Origin of the sequence: Arthrobacter pullicola, from assembly GCF_014836875.1 — a bacterium.
In the GTDB taxonomy this organism is placed as follows: Bacteria; Actinomycetota; Actinomycetes; order Actinomycetales; family Micrococcaceae; genus Arthrobacter_B; species Arthrobacter_B pullicola.
In genome coordinates this window covers 171,731-190,776 of record NZ_JACSQC010000005.1, presented here as the reverse complement: position 1 = coordinate 190,776, position 19,046 = coordinate 171,731, and the positions used below count along the sequence as shown (strand labels likewise).

Below are 19,046 nucleotides of genomic sequence, written 5' to 3'. Positions count from 1 at the left end.
CGGTGAGCGCTCCGCTGCGGAGGCCCACCGGGGCATCGCTGACTGTGAAGGACACGAACTCCATGGCAACCGGCAACGATGCCTCCCTGCTGGCCTTGAAACGCCGGGCCCGGAAGATCAACCGGCGCCTCGGGGAGCTCTACCCCTACGCGGTCGCCGAGCTGGATTTCACGAACGCGTTCGAGCTGCTCATCGCCACGGTGCTCTCGGCGCAGACCACCGATGTACGGGTCAACGCCGTCACGCCTGTCCTCTTCGCCAGGTACCCCAATGCGAAGGCACTGGCGGAAGCGGACGAGGCCGAGCTGCAGGAACTGATCCGGCCCACGGGATTCTTCCGGGCCAAGTCCGCGGCCATCAAAAAGCTGGCTACCCAGATCGTCGATGATTACGACGGCGAGGTGCCGGACAAACTCGAGGACCTGGTGAAGCTGGCGGGTGTTGGGCGCAAGACCGCCAACGTGGTGCTGGGCAACGCCTTTGGGGTTCCCGGTATCACCGTGGACACCCATTTCCTGCGGCTTTCCAGGCGCTTCGGCTGGACCACGTCCAAGGACCCGGTGAAGGTTGAACAGGACGTGGCGGAGCTCTTTGAGCCCAAGGACTGGACGCCGCTGTCCAACCGGGTCGTTTTCCACGGCCGCCGGGTGTGCCACGCCAAAAAGCCGGCCTGCGGCGTCTGCGCCGTCGCGCAGCTGTGCCCGTCCTTCGGCGAAGGCGAGACCGATCCGGAGAAGGCACGGAAGCTGCTCAAGTATGAGCTGGCGCCCGGGCGGGAAGAACTGCTGGCCCGGATGATGGCCTCGGAGACGCGGGCTGAGCTGCGCGCCGCCGGTTACGGCCTCGAAGCGTGAGCGCGCAGGCCCAGCTGGAAGCCTTCGGTGCGCTGGTAACGGAGAGACAGGAGAGCTTTAGCGCGGATCTGCGTTTTATGACCCGCGCGGTTGATCCGGCCCGCGCCCGGCAGGCTGCTGTCCTGATCCTGTTTGGTGTGCTGGACGAGAATCCAGCGGATTTCCATGGCGCCGCGGTGCCCGATGACCTTGATCTGCTGTTCGTGGAACGGGCGGCCACGCTCAACTCGCATCCCGGGCAGATCGCCTTTCCCGGCGGAGGCGTGGACGAAGCCGACGCCGGTCCGGTGGCCGCAGCGCTGCGGGAAGCCAACGAAGAGACGGGCCTGGATCCCTCCGGGGTCCGGATCCTGGGCACGCTGCCCCAAGTGGGCATCCCCGTGACCAACTTCCTGGTCACGCCGGTCCTGGGCTGGTGGGACCGTCCGACCCCGGTGGACGTCGTCGACGAAGCAGAATCGGCGTCCGTCTTCCGGGTGCCCGTGGCGGACCTGCTGAATCCGGCGAACCGCCGCACGACGGTGGTGGCCCGCGGCGGGCAGGAGCACCGGGGCCCGGCGTTCCTGGTAAACGGGGTGGTGGTTTGGGGCTTTACCGCCCTGATCATCGACAGCCTGTTCAACCAGCTGGGCTGGACCCTGCCCTGGGACAGCTCGCGGGAAATGGTCCCGGACTTCTAGCTGACGAGGCTACTTCGCCTCCGCGTAGGAATCGACCACGGTGGCGACCACCGGGAATTCCAGCGGTATCTTTCCGAAGAGCAGCTCCGTGGCCTCTGCCGCAGCAGCTTCCACGATCGCAGCGGCCTCTTCGGCGCGCTCCGCGGGAACATGCAGCATCACTTCGTCGTGCAGGAAAAACACCAGCTGGCCGGCGGGTGCGGTGCGCGACGCTGCCCGCAGCCGGCGTCGTATCCCCGCCAGCCAGCAGGTGGCCCACTCCGCCGCCGTCCCCTGAACCACAAAGTTCCGGGTAAACCGCCCGCGGGACCGGGCCAGGTTATCTGCCCGGCGCTGCTCCTCCGCGGACGCGGACTGCTGGGAACGGAACCAGGCTTCGGTTTCCGGGGGAGTGCTGCGGCCGAGGTGGGTGGAAACCGTCTTCCCGGCCTCGCCCGCGCGGGCCGCCCGTTCAACGACGTCGATGGCCCGCGGATAAGTCCTTGTCAGCACCGGCATCAGCCGGCCGGCCTCGCCGCTGGTGGCCCCGTACATCGCGCCGAGCATCGCGATCTTCGCCAGCGAGCGGTCTCCGTTGAAGCCCTGGTCCGCGATTCCCTGGTAGAGGTCCTTACCGCGGGCCGCGGCGGCCAGCGTGCTGTCCTGGCCCAGGGCGGCCAGCACCCGCGGCTCCAGCTGCGCGGCGTCGGCGACCAGGAGCTTGCAGCCGGGGTCCGCGCGCACCGCATCGCGAACGTTCTTGGGGATCTGCAGTGCGCCTCCGCCGCGGGAGGACCAGCGCCCGGACACCACACCGCCGACCACATATTCGGTGCGGAACCGTCCGCCGTCCACCCACTCGTCCAGCCAGGCCCAGCCGTTGGCTGAGAGCAGCCGGGAGAGCTTTTTGTAGCGAAGCAGCGGCTCGATCGCCGGGTGCTGGTGCTCCTGCAGCTCCCAGGTCCGGGTAGTTCGGACTTCAATCCCGGCCCGGTGCAGGGCACGCAGCAGTTCCTGCGGCGAATCAGGGTTGAAGGTGGGATTGCCGAGTTTGTGCCGCAGCTCAGCAGCCAGGGCGTCCAGCTTTGCCGGCCGCTGGCCTTCCGGCGGGCGGGGGCCCAGCTCTGCCTCAAGCATGGCCTCGTGCAGATCGCGGCGCCACGGGATGCCGGCGTGCTCCATTTCGGCGGCGACCAGCCCGCCGGCGGATTCAGCGGCCAGGAGCAGGCCCAGCCGTCGGCGTTCCGGGGAGCCGGCGACGGCGGCCAGCTGCTCCTGGAGCTCAGCGGCCAGATCTTCCACCGGGACAGTCCGCTTCGGGCCGGGCTGTCCATCGAACCCGTCGATGCCTTCGAACAAGGATCCCTGGTCCGGGGAGGGCTGCAACGGCAGCAGCTGCCGCGGGGCGGGATCCGGGTCCGGTGCCGCGGCCTCGGCCCGGAGCCGCTCAAGATAGGGCGTAGCGGCGGCGGACTCGGAGTGGCGCAGGATATCGCGTACCAGGCTGAGATCGTGGCTGCGCTCCACGCTGATTCCCGCCTGGAGCAGGGCGCCGTAGGTTTCCCGGCTGCGGTTCCAGACCCAGCGCACCTGCTGCTGTTCCGCGGCCGCTACGGCCTGCCGCAGTGCAGTTCCGGGGACGACGGCGGCGGGTGCGGATGGTATTCCGTTGCCGTCCGTCGGCTGCATGACCCAGGAATCCGGGGTGGCCGGCGCGAGGAGGATGTACACCTTCCCATTCTCGCCTGTCCGCCGGTGGCTGCCGGACCAAATCCCCGGCGCGTACCGGGACTGCGGACAGGTTCTGTCCTCAATGGTGCGGGGCAGGGTTCCGGCGGGTAGGGCGGGTGTGGCGGGGCTGCAGCTCGACGCCTTGCCGGCGGCTTGCGGCGGGCCCCCGGGCCGTTGGATGTGCAGGTCTGGCGACTTGCCCGCCGATTTGGCCACCATACCTGCGCACCCAACGCGCTGGATGGCTGACCACCCCGCCGTATCTGCACACCCGAGCCGCAGCAGCACCAGACAAAGCAGCATCGGGGATCGGACGATGGGCAGGCCCGCTTCCGTGCACTGGAAGTGCCCCGGCATGGACACTGTTCCTCCACAAGGTCGCTTTGAGGCGCCTAACGCCCCGTCCGGGCGCACAGGTCCTGCCGGTGCGGCTGACGAGCCGGCCCCGGCCGGGCAGATTGAACGCATGACAGACACCGTGCTTTGGCTCCCGGAACGGCAGCGGCGAGGTGCTTCCCTGTTGCCGACGACCAAGGGAGGGGAAAGCGCGGGGACGGATTCCCTGGTGCTGGTCAGACCGGGAGAACAACGGCTGCAGGACGAGGCGGCACGGATAGCCGTGGCAGCAGGCGTGGAACTGATTCTTGCTGAGGACCTTGCCGAGGCCGTGCGGTATCCGTGCGGGATAGTGCTCATCGCTGCGGACGGACTGGCCCGCGACGGGCAATCGCTGGGAGCGCTGCGGGGAATCGAAACCATCTGCATCGGATTTGAGTCCGACCGGCCCTGGACCCATGCGGCACGCTGCTCCGTGGATCGGGTTGTGGTTCTTCCGGATGGCGGGGCCTGGCTGGCGGAGTACCTGGCACGGAGGAACTCGCCAACCGGCTCCGTCATCGGCGTGGCGGGCACCTTCGGCGGTTCGGGCGGATCGACTCTGGCGTGCCTGCTTGCGCAGGAAGCGGCAGCCCAGGGCTGCAGTGTCCTGCTGGCGGACGCTGATCCCTCCGGCGCTGGCCTTGAACACAGGCTGGGGGCGGGCGCCTCGGCGGGTCTGCGCTGGAAGGACCTTGCCGACGTCAGGGGAACGGTGAACCCCGCCCAGCTGGTTTCAGCCCTGCCCACGGCGGGCGGATTCTCCCTGCTGACACATCCGGCGGGGGAGCCGCCGCCTCCCGGCCTTGACCGCGAGGTGCTCCCGTCGGTCCTGCAGGCCGCGCGGGCGGGTTTCGACCAGACTTTCCTGGACCTCGGAGCCTGTCCGGGGGCCCGGTCACCGGCACTGGCCCAGTGCGACGTAGTGCTCGCTGTCCTGGCAGGCCGGGCGCAGCTGCTGCTGGCTGCCCGGTCCTGGTGGACGTCCCTCCGCACTGATCCCCCGGAAACCCTTGCCGTTGTCCGGGGGCCGCTCGGTGAGGGGCTGGACGAAGTCCGTGTCTCCGAGCTGGTTGGCATGCGGCTGGCCGGCTACGTGCCGTGCGTGCGCGCACTCAGCCCGGCCACTGACCATGGAAGGATCCTGGAGCTGCGGCGGCGAAGGCTGCGTTCCGCCCTGGTCCGGATTCTCCGGGAAATTGAACCGGTTCTGCCGGGGGTGCCGTGAACATGGGCGGCAGCGGCAGACACGCCAGGAACGGTGCGGCCGGACGCTACAGGTCGGAACAAGGAGGAAGGGAACTTGTTGAGCAGGTCCGGGCAGACGTCCTGTCCGGCGGCGCCCCGGTTACCGGAGCCACACTGGCAGAAGCCGTGTTCTCCAGCGGCCGGCTGCTCGGCTCTGAAGGCGGAATGCGGGCCGTGGACCGGGTTCGGGCAGATCTGCAGGGGCTCGGTCCGCTGCAGCCGCTGCTGTTGCAGGCGGGGGTCACCGACATCCTGGTCAACGGACCCAACCAGGTATGGACGGACAGCGGGCAGGGCCTCGAACGGACCGGTGTCCGGTTCACCAGCGATGCCGATGTCCAGGCTATGGCGGTCAGGCTGATCGCCGCCGGTGGGCGGCGGCTGGATGATTCCTGCCCCTGCGCGGATGTGCAGCTGAACGGGTACCGCGTGCATGCGGTCCTGCCGCCGGTTTCCACCGGATCGACCCTGTTGTCCATTCGACTGCGGGCTCCGCGCAGCTTCCGGCTCGATGAGCTCGAAGCCGGCGGCATGCTGGAAAAGGGCTGTGCAGATGTCCTTCGGGAAATGGTGAAGGGGCGGCTGAACTTCCTTATCAGCGGCGCCACCGGCACAGGAAAAACCACCCTGTTGTCCTCCCTGCTCTCCCTGTGCGATCCGGCCGAACGCCTGGTACTGATCGAAGATGCCGCTGAACTGGATCCGGCGCATCCCCACGTGGTCGGCCTGCAAACCCGGCACAGCAACATCGAGCGTGCCGGGTCAGTGGAGCTGGCCGATCTGGTGCGCCAGGCCATGCGGATGCGTCCGGACCGGCTGGTGGTGGGGGAATGCCGGGGTGCGGAAGTGCGAGAGCTGCTGGCCGCGATGAACACGGGGCATGACGGTGCCGGCGGAACCATCCACGCGAATTCCGCGTCCACCGTTCCGGCACGCCTGGCAGCGCTGGGGGCGCTCGCGGGAATGAGCGGCCGGGCCCTGGCCCTGCAGGCGGCGGGAGCGCTCGACGCGGTGGTGCATTTGGAGCGTTCTGCGGCCGGGCGCACGGTAACGGAGATAGCAGTCCTGTCCCAAAACGACGGGGAACTTGCGGCGGTGACCGCGCTCTCCCTGGGACCGACAGGAATGATCCGGCACCGCGGCTGGGAACAGCTGCAGGAACGGCTTGGACTCCGGGCAGGAAGCCGGTGATACCGGGCCGGCCGGACGGGCAGTCCAGGGGCTGTGGGCTGGGCCGGGCGCGATGACCGGGGGACTGGTCGGCATTCTTCTCGCAGCAGCCTGGCTGATAGTTCTAGGCGGGCACCGGAGCCAACTGAGGACCCTGCCTCCGCACCGGGATCCTCCACCCGGGGCGAAAGCCCAGCCAGGTCCGCTGCGGTCGACGGGTTCACCTGACGGTTCGGCCCGCGCGATGCGGGCACCGGCGTCGAGGTTCAAGCCGGGAAACCGGGAGGAGGAGCTGCACCGGTTCCCGCTGCTGGTGCATCAGCTGGCCGGGCTGTTGAAAGCAGGCCGGACACCGGGCGAACTGTGGGCTGATGCGGCACAGCTGAGCCGGGAAGGCACTGGCGCGCACGGCAACGGGACTGTGGGCGGGGCGGGGGAAGCGGCGATCCTCGAGGCCGCAGCCCGAGCGGCTGGTCTTGGCCTCAGCCCGGTACCCCTGTTGCGGGAGGCAGCTCTCTCCGCCCGGAGCCTTGAAGCGATGGTTTGGAATGACCTTGCCGCCTGCGTACATTCCTCCGAACGCAGCGGTGCACCGCTGGCTGGGATCCTGGAGCGGTATGCCCATGGGCTGGAGGCTGTCCTGGATGCCCGGGCGGCCAGGGCAACGGCTCTGTCCGGGCCCAAAGCGACCGTCCGTGTACTGACCTGGCTGCCCGTCGCCGGGCTCGGAATGGGATATGCGCTCGGTGCCGATCCCCTGGCCGTGCTTACCCAGACACCTCTGGGGTGGAGCGCGGCGGCTGCAGGCACCGGGTTGGCCCTCGCCGCGGGGTTCTGGACCAGGCTTCTGGTCCGCCGGGCAGCCGGTCCGGATCCGGCATGAGACCAGGATTATGACCGGCGCGGTAGTGGCTGTGCTGCTTGGTGCGGCCGCCTGGATTCTCTGCAGGCCATGCTCGTACCCGGCAGCGGCACAACGTGGCAGCCTCCGATCCGGCGTCCGCGAGAAGAGTGCTGGCTCGTCCGGAGAAGCCGGGGCGGCCGGAGCTGCCAGCAGTGAGGGCGGGGGCATCAGCGACCCTGCCCTGATGCTGGACCTGGTTGCAGCCATCCTGGTGTCCGGCAGACCGCTGCCCGTCGCCCTGTGCATCCTCAGTGAATCAGTCGATCCGCACCTGGCGCGGATGCTTGTCAGTGTGGTCACCGCCCTCGAGCTGGGCTCGGATTGGCCGGACGCCTGGGCACTGGTCCGCGGCAGCAGCCCCGGGGCGCTGCGCAAAGAGGCGCCGCAGATCGGGGCAGCTGCGGACACGCTCCGCAGCGCCTTGGCTTTTGCGGCCTCCAGCGGCGCTCCCTCCGCGGCCGTCCTGCATGCACAGGCCGAGCAGATCCGGCGCAGCCGTGCCAGGGAAGCTGAGCGCCGCGCGGCAGCGCTCGGTATTCACCTGGTGCTGCCCCTTGGCCTGTGTGCGCTTCCGGCTTTTATCTGCCTGACGGTGGTTCCGCTGCTTCTCGCGCTCCTGCCGTCGTTCTGAAGCGCCACGGTTGTGCAGGCCAAGGACCCAGGGGCCGCGCTGCTTGGGGTACGCGGTATTTGGGGCAGGTCACAACGTTTGAGGTACTTGACTATTGCCAACCTCAACAATGCATCCTAGTTTGGGCAAGGATGACATCGACCGGGTGCAACGACGCACCGGGTGGCTTGGCACGGTGCGTCCGTGACGGGTGAAGCTGCTCATCGAAACCCAATGGAGGGATGGACATGATCACCAGGTTCAGGGGGGCTTTGCCGGCCCCTTACGGCGGCAGACACCCGCGCCGCCTTGTATACGCTGCGGCGCTCGCCGCCCTCACGCTGACAACGGGGTTGGTGTCCGCTTCTGCGGCGCAGCCCGAGACGTCAAAAAAGATCCCGCAGCTGTCGGCAGCGCAACCAGGGTCCCTGGAGGAATGCACCGGCCTGACGTCCTTTGACTACGGCACAACCACCATTGCGCGGGCGGAAATCGTTCCCGCTGGCGAACTGACAAATGCAGGAACCCCTGTGGGTGAGCATTGTCTGGTCCTGGGACAGATGAACGAACGCATTAGTCCTGTCGACGGGCAGAAATACGCGATCGGGTTCGAGATGCGCCTGCCGGCGGACTGGAGCGGCCGCTACCTCTACCAGGCCAATGGCGGAACCGATGGCCGGGTTGCCCCTGCCGTTGGCGCGATCACTGGCGGCCAGCTGGAGAACGGCCTGCAAATGGGCTTCGCGGTGCTGAGCTCGGATGCCGGCCACAGCGGAGCGCAGAACCCGTTGTTCGGACTCGACCCGCAGGCCCGCCTGGACTACGGCTACCAAGCAGTGGGGACACTGACCCCCATGGCGAAGGAACTGATCAGCGCAGCCTACGGCCGCGGGCCCGACCGGTCCTACATCGCCGGCGGTTCCAACGGCGGCCGCCACGCCATGGTCGCCTCCACCCGCTACGCGCAGGAGTATGACGGGTTCCTGGCCGTCGCCCCGGGGTTCAATCTTCCTCAGGCCGCCGTGGCGCAGCTGTGGGGAGCGCAGCAATGGGCGAGTGTGGCTGCCGCCACGCCTGTGACAGGACCCGCTGACTTGGAAACGGCGTTCCCGGCCGTGGAGCGTCAGCTCGTTGCCGATGCAATCATCGCCAGGTGCGACGGACTGGACCGGCTGAAGGACGGCATGGTGCAGAACATCGACGGTTGCCAGGACGTCTTCTCCATCAACCGGGACGTGCCGACGTGCGCTCCGGTACGGGACGGAACGTGCCTCACTGCCGAACAGAAGAAGGTCATCGCGGCCGTCTTCGCCGGGGCCCGCAACAGCGCGGGCGAAGAACTGTACAGTTCGTTCCCGCTTGACCCGGGGATCGTATCGCCGGGATGGGCCAGCTGGAAGTTCACGAGTTCGATCGACCGCAACCGCGACCCGGTGGCAGTGGGCTTTATCTTCTCTGCCCCGCCGGAGGATGTCAGCATGCTGGACGACACTCTCGGCTACGCACTGAATTACGACGTCGACATCCAGGCCCCGCAGATCTTCGCGACGGACGGCGTCTACACCGAGAGCGCCATGTCCTTTATGACGCCGCCGAACCCGACGCAGCTCGATACGCTCCGCGGCCGCGGAGCCAAGATGATCGTTGTCCATGGAGCTGCCGACGGCGTCTTTTCTTCTGATGACACGGCCGCCTGGTACCGGTCTGTTGACAGCCGCTACAAGAAAAAGGCCGGCGAATTCGTCCGCTACTTCGAGGTGCCGGGCATGGGCCACGTCCGCGGCGGCCCTGCCACGGACCAGTTCGACGGACTCGGGGCGTTGGTCAACTGGGTTGAAAGAGGAGTGGCACCCGACCGTATGGATGCCACGGCCCGTGGTGCCGGCAACCCCGGCGGCGTGAACCCGGAGATCCCTGCCAGCTGGTCAGCCGACCGCTCCAGGCCGCTCTGCGTGTACCCGCTCATTGCGCAGTACAAGAAGGGCGATCCGGAAAGTGCCGACAGCTTCAAATGCGAGAGCGGGAACGGCAATGGCAACGGGAACGGGAACGGGAACGGCAACGGGAACGGGAACGGAAACGGGAACGGGAACGGGAACGGGAACGGAAACGGAAACGGAAACGGAAACGGAAACGGGCGCCCCTAGCGGGTGGGCGCGGGGCACTGGGCCTGGGCCAACGGTCTAGCGCCCCTGATTCACTGCTCCGGCCCCGCGTCCGCGCGAGGGCCGGAGCCCGCTGTCCGGCAGCAGAAGGTGGTTTGCCCTGCGGCAGCAACGCTGTTCCTGGGTCCCTGCTTCCTGCCCCACGCTCTGGCCCGCTTGTCCTCCACAACCGACTGGAGCCGGACCGTTATCCAGAGCGCTGTTCCTGCCCGTTCGCGGGCAGGGAAAAAGGGCCAGAATCGATCCCACGCCGGAGGAGCTCCCAGACTCCTCCGGCGCAGGATACGAATCGACCAAAGGAGCCCTCCATGTTGTCCCTGCCGTTTGAACCCGCTTCGCCGCATACAGCAGCCCCCGAGCCAGGCGTTCCCGGCGCGGCGGAGGAACCATGCTGCGCCCAGTCCGCCTGCAACTGTTCGGCGGGAGGGCCCGGTACCCTGGCCGGCACCGGCACCGGCACCAGACTGGACGCAGGTGCCGGGGCAGGCACCGGGGCCGGTGTCAGGACTGGAGCCCCGGCCGGACTCAGAGCTGGTCTCAGCGCCGGAGCCCGGGTCGAAGCCCGGGGTGAAGCGCGGGGTGAAATCAGAGCCATCGATGACTGCGGCTCCACGGAAGACCAGCGTCCATCAGAACACTCACCGCTTGCTCCGGTCATTCCGCTCCGTCCCCGGCAGCGGGTAGCCGTCTCCCGGCAGGAGCGCCAGGCGGGCATGGCGACAGCCGAGTACGCGATCGCAACGCTGGCCGCCGTGGCCTTCGCCGCCCTGCTGGTGGCGGTGCTGAGCAGCGGTGATGTCCGGGAGCTGCTTCTGGCACTCATCCGTGGAGCCCTGAGTTTCGGGTGATCCGGCGGTCCTGCCGCAGCGGAAGGATGCTGCAGCCGGCGCTGCACCGGTCCGCCCGCGGTGCCGGCCCCAGCCAATCTCCCGAGGAACTGGGGGCGGTGACGGCCGAGCTAGCTGTGGCCCTGCCCGCCGTGGTGGTCCTGCTGGCCGGGCTGCTGACCGGAGCCGCAGCGGGGGTCACCCAGCTGCGGCTGGAAGAAGCGGCCAGCGCCGCAGCCAGGCAGGTCATGCGCGGCGAGGCCGCTGCTGCCGGGGATACTGTTGCCCGGCTGGCAGGACCACGCGCCGGACTTGAGCTGAGGACGGAGGGGGAGTGGGTCACGGTCCAGGTCGAGTCCCCGCTCAGCGCTCCGCTGCTTGAACACCTCCCGATCACCCTCACGGCGCAGGCCGTTGCGCTTCCCGAACAGCCGCCTTAGATGTGCTGGGGAAGCAGTCTGGCGAAGACCTCCCTGCGCCGCGCAGGAAAAGGCCCAAAACAGCAGGGAAAACGCAGAGCCCCGCCGATGCCCCGGAACCGATGCCCCGGAACCGACGCTCCGGAGTCCGGCTGCTCCGGTACGCGGAAAGGAAGTGCACCGTGGTAGCCCAAGGCCAGCCAAAGGAGGCGCCTGGCATCCCAGCAGCCGGTACGTTCCGCCGGACCCGCGCCGGGTGGAACCCTGGCCAGCTGCGGCGGGATGAGGGATCCGGGACCGTTCTGAGCCTGGGTCTCTGCCTGGCCGTGATCACGCTGCTCCTGGCACTGCTGGTTTTGGCCCAGGCCACGGTAGGAGCGGCGCGTGCTGGTGCTGCCGCAGATCTGGCGGCGCTCGCCGGTGCAGACGCTGTCCGGGCGCTTAGGGCCGGGGACCCGTGCACAGTCGCTGCGGAGGTCGTCGCCCGGAACGGAGCAGAACTTATCTCGTGTGCCCCGGACACGGGAACCCGCTCCATCACCGTGGAAGTCGCCTCAAGTGCCGGAAGACTACTGCCCTGGCCGTCCTCGGCCCGCGCGCGGGCCGGGCCGCCCGGTTAGCAACAACACCGGCAACTGGAAAAACACGGGAAACCCAACACCGACAAGCACCAACCAACAAAGCCCAGCTCGTCGATGCAGGAAACCCCGCAGCGGAACGGATTCGAATCGTTCTGCCCCGCCGGAACCGGGAAGCAGATCGTTCCAGGGGACTTTAACCGCTCTGGAAAACGAATTGGCGGCTGCCGGAATCATCCGGCAACCGCCAACTGCTGTAGGGGGAGATCCAGTGGTTACTGCTCCTGGCCGGGCAGACCCTCATAGGCCACGTTGCCGGAGGCCAGGTTCTCGTCGATGAGAGCGGGCAGACGATCCAGGAATGCGTCACGTTCGGTCACCACGTTCTTCATGGCGTCCTCCACGTTCTCCGTGGTGATGGCCGGCATCATGTAGACAGGCTTGGCGTCGACGTCCTCACCCTTGGCGAGTTTGATGGCCACGGCCAGCCCGGCCGCCATTTCCACCGTGCCGTGCTGCAGCGAGGTTCCAATGAAGTCGCCGTTCTTGACCGCGTTCAGGCCGTCCTCGATGCCGTCGATACCGACGATCGGGACATCCGTGATCCCGGCTTCCTTCAAGGCCTGGAGGGCACCCAGGCCCATGTCATCGTTCTGGGAAATAACGCCGTCGATGTCGGCGCCGAAGGCTGAGATCCAGTTGTTCATCTTGTTGACGGCCTCGTCGCGCTTCCAGTTGGCCGTGTCCTTCGCCAGCACCTTCACGTCCGGGTACTGCGCCAGGACAGAGTCGATTCCCGCGCCGCGGTCGATCTCACCGGAGCCGCCCAGCGGACCCTGCAGGATCACCACGTTGCCCTTGCCGCCCAGCTTGTCCATCATCATCTGGGCTTCCTGCGCGCCGGCTGCGACGTCGTCGGGCTGCACCGAGCCGTCAAGATCATCGTTCTTCAGGGACGCGTTGACGTCCACGAAGGGAATCCCCGCGGCCTTGGCCGCGGCGACCTGGGGCTGCAGCGAGCCCGCCTGGACCGGGTTCACGAGGATCGCGTCAACGCCCTGGTTGACGAACTGGTCCACCTGGTTGGCCTGGGTGTTGACGTCCAGGTTGGCGGAGTTCCAGAGGATCTTCACGTTATTGGCCGCAGCGTATGCGTCGATGCCTTCCTTGCCCTGCGTGACGAAGGAGGACATGTCGTAAACGCTCACACCGATGGTGAGCTGCTCGCCGCCGGCATCGGTGGCACCGGACGCGGCATTCGGGTCACCGGCACCGCAGCCGGTAAGGACGAGCGAGAAAACTCCCACAGCGGCGATGCTGGTGGCGAGTTTTTGCAGAGGACGGATCATCGTTGACACTCCTGATAGTGGGTTGGGCTGATGAATAGGTGGGGGGGATGGAAGAGGGAGGGAGCCGCTATTTGCGGTGCTTGGACGCCCAGACATCGACGGCCACGGCCGCGACAATCAGGATGCCCTTCATAACGTCCTGCCAGTAGGCAGGGACAACCAGCAGGTCGAACCCGTTGTTGAGGGTCTGGATGAGCAGCAGGCCAAGCGCTGTTCCCCAGATGCTTCCGCGGCCGCCCATCAGCGATGCTCCGCCAATGACGACGGCGGCGATCGCGTCGAGTTCGTAGCCGGAGCCCAGGTTCGGAGCGCCGGAGATCACCCGGGAAGCGATCATGATTCCCGAGAGCCCGGCGAGCACACCGCTGATGGCATAAACGCTGAGCAGGATCCGGGAGCTGTTGACGCCGGCAATTTCGGCGGCCAGGCGGTTCCCGCCCACGGCGTAGACCCGCATGCCGTAGGATGTACGCTTCATGATCACGCCAAGGCCGATGATGCTGACGATCATGAGGATCACCGGGATCTTGACCCCAAGGATCTCCGTGTTCGCAAAGCTGCCGAAGCTGTTGGGCAGGCCGTTAATGGGCGCTCCGTTGCCGATCACGTAGGCAATACCCGAGGCCAGCGTCATCATGCCCAGCGTGGCAATAAAAGGCGGAACCTTCATGTACGCGACCACCAGGCCGTTGATCACGCCCGCCAGCAGGCCGACGGCGACGGCGACCAGCAGGGCCAGCCACACCTGGTCGGGGTTCGATTTAGCCGTGAGTGCTCCGGCCATGGCGCTGGCCGCGATGACACTGCCGACGGAGAGGTCGATGCCTCCGGTCAGGATCACCAGGGTCTGCCCAAGCGCGATCAACGCAAACGGTGCCGCAGCGATGAGGATCGTCGCAAGGTTCTCCGGAGTGCCGAAACGCGCGCTGCGGTACAGGAAGAAGCAGATCACCAGCACCATAACAACAACCATGGCGTGGTCGATGAGCAGCTGCTTGATCCAGGGTCCGCTGAAGCGCGCGGGTCCCAGGGCGGCAGGCCGTGCTGTTTCTGCCTGACCGCTTTGGGGAGCCGGTTTAGTCGTCGTCATTTGCTGTGGTCCTTCTCGGAGTGGGCTTCCTGCCCGGAGGCGAGTCTGAATATGCGGTCTTGAACGTCGGGATGGGCCAGTTCCTCCCGCGAGAGTTCGGCTGCGAAACCGCCGTCGCGCATCACCAGGGTCCGGTGGGTCAATGAGAGGATCTCCGGCATGTCGGAGGAGGCCATCACCACGGCCATGCCGGACTGCGCGAGGTCGGTGATGATCCGGTAGATCTCGTTGCGCGCACCGACGTCGACGCCGCGGGTCGGCTCGTCGAGCAGCAGCACATCGACGTTTCCGGTCAGCCAGCGCCCCAGGACAACCTTTTGCTGGTTTCCCCCGGACAGTGTTTCCACCGGCTGGTTCAGGGTGCGGCGGCGAAGCCGCAGGGAGTCCATGACCTCGGCGGCGGTCTGCTGGCGTGATCGCCGGTGCAGCCAGCCCGCGGTGGAGAAGGCCGAGATGCGCGGAAGGGTTGTGTTGTCCAGGATGGACATACCCATCACGGCGCCGGCACCCTTGCGGTCCTCGGGGACCAGAGCCATGCCGGCCACGATGGAGGCGGCCGGGTTACCTGCCCGGACCTTGGTGCCTGAGACAGCGACGGTTCCGGAAGTGCGGGCGCGCATACCGAAGATCGTCTCGAGCAGCTCGGTGCGTCCGGCGCCGACCAGGCCAGCCAGTCCAAGGATCTCGCCGCGGCGTACGGAGAGGTTCACCGGGCTCCGGTCACCCACCCGCAGGTCGGTGGCTTCGAGCAGGACTTCGCTGCCGTGCGGATGGATCTCGGGGAACAGGTCCTCAAGCTCACGGCCAATCATCGCGCGGACAATGTCATCGTCGGTGACCTCCCCGATGGGGCTGTCCGCGACGAGGTTCCCGTCCCGGAGCACGATCACGCGGTCCGACATGGCCCGGATCTCTTCCATCTTGTGGGTGGTGAAGAGCAGCGCCACACCCTCGGCACGCAGTTGACGGACAACCGCAGCCAGCCGGGCTACTTCCTTTTCCGCGATGGCGCTGGTGGGCTCATCCAGCAGGAGGACCTTCGCTCCGCGCGTGGTTGCCTTGGCTATTTCGATGATCTGGCGGACACCGACGGGCAGCGAGCCCATCTGGATCTCCGGTGAAATATCCAGGCCAAACTTCGCCAGCATGGCGCGGGCCTCGGATTTCATGGCCCGGCGGCGCAGGAACCCGCCGCGGCGCAGTTCCCGTCCGATGAACAGGTTCTCGTAAACGCTCATGTCCGGGATCGAGGCCAGTTCCTGGGGCACGATGGCCACCCCGAGCTGGTTGGCGGCCTGTGGGTTTCCGACGGGCAGGTGCTCCCCGGCGACGCTGACGCTGCCGCTGTCCGCCCGGTACTGGCCGGAAGCGATCTTCATCAGCGTGGACTTGCCCGCACCGTTTTCTCCGGCGAGGGCGGTCACGGTTCCGGGTTCGAGGGTGAGCGTGATGCCCTTGAGAACTGGAACTCCCGCAAACCCCTTGCGGATGTCAACGCATTCCAGGGCTCCTGAACCGGCGTTCATGAGGCGCTTCCCGGCCGGATCATGGTCTTCAAGCTGGTGGAGGCCGTGGAGACCCGGAGGGCTTCTTCAACCTGGTCGAGACCATAGGTGCCGGTAACCAGGGAATCCAGGTCCACCCGGCCGGTGCTCACCAGGTCGATGGCCGTGGGCCAGGTGTTGGCGTAGCGGAAAATCCCTGTCACAACGAGCTCGCGGTTCTGAATCAGCGGAACCGGGAAAGCGATCTCGTCTGCGCCCATGCCGATCAGCACTGCGGTGCCGGCGGGTGCGAGGGCCTCCAGTCCAGCCAGGACGGCAGGGGTGGCGCCGGAGCATTCGAGCAGGGCATTCACACCCAAAGTCCGCAGCTCGGCATCGTCAGCGATGGCGTCCAGCGCACGGTCTGCACCGAATTTCAGGGCCTGGGCGCGGCGTTCGGGATCGACGTCGCTGACGATCACCTCGGTGGCGCCGAAGGCCCGTGCGACCTGCAGGGCGATGATGCCGATTGGCCCGGCCCCGGTGACCAGCACCCGTGATCCGGCCGTGATGCCGGCCTTGCGGGCAGCGGCGATGCCCACTGACAGCGGTTCCATCAGTGCTGCGGCGTCCTCGCTGACGGAGTCCGGGATCCGGAAGGCGAAGTGGGACTGGATGGTGACGTACTCGGCAAATGCTCCGTCAATTGGCGGGGTTGCGTAAAACTCCATGTGCGGGCAGAGGTTGTAGGCACCGGCGAGGCTTTGCCGGCTCGTCGGGGAGGGACGCTGGGGCTCGATCGAGACCCTTTCTCCGACCCTGGACCCGTCAACGTCCGAGCCAACAGCCACGATGGTGCCACCCGCTTCATGCCCCAGGACCAGGGGGGACTCGACGACGAAGTCACCGATCCGGCCTTCCTTGAAATAGTGCACATCGGAGCCGCAGATCCCGACCGCACCAACGCGGATCAGCACCTCATCAGCTGCGGGCTGGGGGACGGGACGCGACTCGACGACGATGTCGCCGGCGCGGCGCAGGACGCTGGCACGCATCTGCGTTGGAAGTAGTTCGCGCATGGGGATTCCTTCTCATGGTTGCTTCAACGGGCTTCCCGCTGAGCAGAGATGCGCCGTGACGACAGCCACAAGTATGCACGAAGTTTTCTCACTTGTGCAATCAGCATGCTCATGTGAGCACGGTACGCTATGGTGGAAGCCCGCCCCCTGCAAGGAGACGTTTTTGGCACCCATTGGCCCCGACGAGCTGGTTCGGCTGGCTCACATCGCCCGCGAACATTACATAGCCGGCAAAACACGCGTCGAAATTGCAGAAGAACTGGGACTGAGCCGCTTCAAGGTCGGCCGGCTCCTCGACGACGCGGTCAAGTCGGGGATCGTCACGTTCGATATTTCGGTACCCGGCCCCGTGGACGTGGAATCCTCCCTGAAACTGCAGCGGCGTTACGGACTCAAGCGTGCTGTTGTGGTGCGGACTCCCACAGATGCGTCGGAAGCCGTGCAGGAGGAGCTCGGCAAGGTCGGCGCGGACCTGCTGACCGAGCTGGCCGCTCCGGAGGACGTCATCGGCATGACGGCCGGCCGGACCCTGGGCCGGCTTGCCGATTCCCTGGACTCGCTGCCCGGCTGTGAAGTAGTCCAGCTGGCCGGTGTCGCCGGGCCGGTCCAGGCCACCGGGGTGGAAGTCATCCGGCGGGTGGCCGAGGCTGCCAGGTCACGCGGCTGGACCCTGTATGCGCCCATCGTCGCGTCCGACCCGGAAGCCGCCGCAGCCATCCGCCGCCAGCACGACGTGCAGCAGACCATGGGGCAGTATTCCAAGGTCACCCTCGCCCTCGTGGCGATCGGCAGCTGGGCGCCGGCCGATTCGCAGTTCTTCGACAACCCGGCCATCACCGCCGAGGACCACGCCGCACTTCTGGACAGCGGCGTCCAGGCCGACATCGGCTCAATCCTGATCGACCGTGAGGGAAAAGTAGTCAACGATATCCAGGCCCGCTGCGTGGCCATTGACGACGGCGAGCTGCGGCGGATCCCGGAGGTGATCGGCGTCGCCGGCGGCGCGCTGAAGCATGACGCCGTCCGCGCCGCGCTGAAATCAGGACTCATCGACTCGCTGGTCACCGATTCCACCCTTGCCTACCGACTGTTGGAGAACCCATGACCCGCACTGTCGTCGCCGGTATTGACTCATCGACCCAAAGCACGAAGGTGCTGCACGTGGATGCCGAGACAGGCGAGATCCTCAGCAAGACCTCGGCTCCCCACCCCGACGGGACGAGCATCGACCCGGAGTTCTGGTGGGAGGCCCTGCAGTCGCAGGGACGCTTGGAGAACGTGGCCGCGGTGTCTGTCAGCGCGCAGCAGCACGGCATGGTTGCCCTGGACAGCAGCGGCGCACCGGTTCACGACGCCCTGCTGTGGAACGACACCCGTTCGTCCGCACAGGCCAAGGAGCTCAGGGAAGCCCTGGGGCCCGAGGCCTGGGCACGGGAAATCGGTATTGTTCCGGTTCCGTCATTCACGGTCACCAAACTCGCCTGGCTCGCCCAAAACCACCCTGAGCTCGCCGACCGGGTGCACCAGGTACTGCTTCCGCACGACTGGCTGACCTGGCGGCTCGCCGGCCGTCCGGAGGAGGCGACCACCGACCGCAGCGACGCCTCGGGGACGGGCTACTATTCGGTTCCCGAAGGCCGCTACCGCAAGGACATCCTGGAGCTGGCCTTCGGCCGGGTGCCCGAGCTGCCGCGCGTTCTGGCCCCGAGCGCGACAGCGGGTAAAACCGCCTCGGGTGCCCTCCTCGCAGCAGGCTGTGGAGACAACGCCGGTGCGGCGCTGGGACTGGGCCTGACGCCGGGTGAAGTGGTCGTCAGCATCGGGACCAGCGGCACTGTGTTTGCGCCGTCGGCCGCCCGCATCCAGGATCCCAGCGGCGCTGTGGCGGGATTCGCGGACGCGGCCGGCAACAACCTGCCGCTGCTGGCCACGATCAACGCTGCCCGCACCCTGGCCGCCAGTGCCCGGCTCCTCAACGTTGACCTCGACGCGTTCGATGACCTTGCCTCAGCGGGTGCCCCGGACGCCGGTGGACTGACCCTCATCCCGTACCTGGACGGCGAGCGGACCCCTGACCTCCCGCACGCGACCGGGACGATGACGGGGCTGACCCGGGCGAACCTGACGCCGGAAAACCTTGCCCGGGCCTCGGTCCTGGGCCTGCTCTGCACACTCTCGGACGCACTGGACCGGCTCCGCGCGCAGGGGGTGGCCTGCGAACGCATCGTGCTGATCGGCGGAGGTTCCATGTCCCGCTCCGTCCGCCGGGCCGCGGCGGAGATCTTCAACGCCGAGGTTGTCATTCCTGCCCCCGCGGAATACGTGGCGCTGGGGGCAGCCCGCCAGGCGGCGTGGGCCCTGAGCGGGGAGCCGGAACCACCAACGTGGACCCGCTCCACGGAGGAAACCCATGAACCAACCGGTGCCTCCTGGGCAGCCGAGGTCCGGGGACGCTTCACGGCGTCCCGCATCGCCGCATATGGACTGTGAACGGTCCGAAGGAA

Annotated in this window: 17 protein-coding genes; 12 read left to right on the top strand and 5 right to left on the bottom strand. The window is 67.3% G+C overall.

Features of this window, described 5'->3' with window-relative positions; all coding sequences use genetic code 11:
* The first annotated feature begins 62 nt into the window (after positions 1-62).
* Entirely contained in the window at positions 63-854 is a 792-nt protein-coding gene (gene nth, locus H9638_RS12085; RefSeq protein WP_191747912.1) for an endonuclease III, read from the top strand.
* Entirely contained in the window at positions 851-1,534 is a 684-nt protein-coding gene (locus H9638_RS12080; protein ID WP_404799662.1) for an NUDIX hydrolase, read from the top strand. Before nth ends, H9638_RS12080 begins: the two co-directional genes overlap by 4 nt.
* A gap of 9 nt (positions 1,535-1,543) precedes the next feature.
* Here H9638_RS12080 and H9638_RS12075 read toward each other — a convergent pair whose 3' ends face one another.
* Positions 1,544-3,244 carry a bifunctional 3'-5' exonuclease/DNA polymerase gene (locus H9638_RS12075; protein WP_318241867.1) on the bottom strand — a complete coding sequence of 567 codons (1,701 nt, stop codon included), beginning with the start codon at positions 3,242-3,244 and terminating at the stop codon, positions 1,544-1,546.
* 466 nt (positions 3,245-3,710) lie between these two features.
* Between H9638_RS12075 and ssd the strand changes: the two genes are divergently transcribed.
* The 8 genes from ssd to H9638_RS12035 all read left to right on the top strand — a co-directional run bounded on the left by ssd (position 3,711) and on the right by H9638_RS12035 (position 11,582).
* Positions 3,711-4,847: a septum site-determining protein Ssd gene (gene ssd / locus H9638_RS12070; protein ID WP_191747627.1), complete on the top strand. Its 1,137-nt coding sequence runs from the start codon at positions 3,711-3,713 to the stop codon at positions 4,845-4,847.
* Between the two features lie 2 nt (positions 4,848-4,849).
* Positions 4,850-6,058, top strand: coding sequence for a TadA family conjugal transfer-associated ATPase (locus H9638_RS12065; protein WP_191747625.1), 1,209 nt, complete (start codon positions 4,850-4,852; stop codon positions 6,056-6,058).
* Positions 6,033-6,920: a type II secretion system F family protein gene (locus H9638_RS12060; RefSeq protein WP_191747623.1), complete on the top strand. Its 888-nt coding sequence runs from the start codon at positions 6,033-6,035 to the stop codon at positions 6,918-6,920. Before H9638_RS12065 ends, H9638_RS12060 begins: the two co-directional genes overlap by 26 nt.
* 10 nt (positions 6,921-6,930) lie before the next feature.
* Positions 6,931-7,572 carry a type II secretion system F family protein gene (locus H9638_RS12055; RefSeq protein WP_191747621.1) on the top strand — a complete coding sequence of 214 codons (642 nt, stop codon included), beginning with the start codon at positions 6,931-6,933 and terminating at the stop codon, positions 7,570-7,572.
* Positions 7,573-7,907: 335 nt separating this feature from the next.
* Positions 7,908-9,698: a tannase/feruloyl esterase family alpha/beta hydrolase gene (locus tag H9638_RS12050; RefSeq protein ID WP_318241866.1), complete on the top strand. Its 1,791-nt coding sequence runs from the start codon at positions 7,908-7,910 to the stop codon at positions 9,696-9,698.
* A gap of 326 nt (positions 9,699-10,024) precedes the next feature.
* Positions 10,025-10,564 (top strand): DUF4244 domain-containing protein, encoded by a 540-nt coding sequence (locus tag H9638_RS16970; protein WP_263599534.1) that lies wholly within the window; start codon positions 10,025-10,027, stop codon positions 10,562-10,564.
* 98 nt (positions 10,565-10,662) lie between these two features.
* Positions 10,663-10,983 (top strand): TadE family type IV pilus minor pilin, encoded by a 321-nt coding sequence (locus tag H9638_RS12040; RefSeq protein ID WP_318241865.1) that lies wholly within the window; start codon positions 10,663-10,665, stop codon positions 10,981-10,983.
* A 161-nt stretch (positions 10,984-11,144) separates the two neighbouring features.
* The gene (locus tag H9638_RS12035; RefSeq protein WP_318241864.1) at positions 11,145-11,582 is read left to right on the top strand and encodes an Rv3654c family TadE-like protein; all 438 of its coding nucleotides are present in this window, start codon (positions 11,145-11,147) and stop codon (positions 11,580-11,582) included.
* A 233-nt stretch (positions 11,583-11,815) separates the two neighbouring features.
* On the opposite strand, the gene H9638_RS12030 is transcribed toward H9638_RS12035, so the two are convergent.
* The 4 genes from H9638_RS12030 to H9638_RS12015 form a co-directional block, all read right to left on the bottom strand.
* Entirely contained in the window at positions 11,816-12,889 is a 1,074-nt protein-coding gene (locus tag H9638_RS12030; protein ID WP_191747613.1) for a substrate-binding domain-containing protein, read from the bottom strand.
* Positions 12,890-12,956: 67 nt separating this feature from the next.
* Positions 12,957-13,979 carry an ABC transporter permease gene (locus tag H9638_RS12025; RefSeq protein WP_191747611.1) on the bottom strand — a complete coding sequence of 341 codons (1,023 nt, stop codon included), beginning with the start codon at positions 13,977-13,979 and terminating at the stop codon, positions 12,957-12,959.
* Positions 13,976-15,505: a sugar ABC transporter ATP-binding protein gene (locus tag H9638_RS12020; protein ID WP_191747610.1), complete on the bottom strand. Its 1,530-nt coding sequence runs from the start codon at positions 15,503-15,505 to the stop codon at positions 13,976-13,978. Before H9638_RS12020 ends, H9638_RS12025 begins: the two co-directional genes overlap by 4 nt.
* Complete coding sequence (locus tag H9638_RS12015) at positions 15,502-16,542, bottom strand: NAD(P)-dependent alcohol dehydrogenase (RefSeq protein WP_225217347.1); 1,041 nt, start codon at positions 16,540-16,542, stop codon at positions 15,502-15,504. Before H9638_RS12015 ends, H9638_RS12020 begins: the two co-directional genes overlap by 4 nt.
* Positions 16,543-16,705: 163 nt before the next feature.
* On the opposite strand from H9638_RS12015, the gene H9638_RS12010 reads away from it, so the two are divergent.
* Together H9638_RS12010 and xylB are read left to right on the top strand one after the other, a co-directional pair.
* Positions 16,706-17,647, top strand: coding sequence for a sugar-binding transcriptional regulator (locus tag H9638_RS12010; RefSeq protein ID WP_191747608.1), 942 nt, complete (start codon positions 16,706-16,708; stop codon positions 17,645-17,647).
* Positions 17,644-19,032: a xylulokinase gene (gene xylB, locus H9638_RS12005; protein ID WP_191747606.1), complete on the top strand. Its 1,389-nt coding sequence runs from the start codon at positions 17,644-17,646 to the stop codon at positions 19,030-19,032. The genes H9638_RS12010 and xylB overlap by 4 nt, the downstream gene beginning before the upstream one ends.
* Positions 19,033-19,046: the final 14 nt, after the last annotated feature.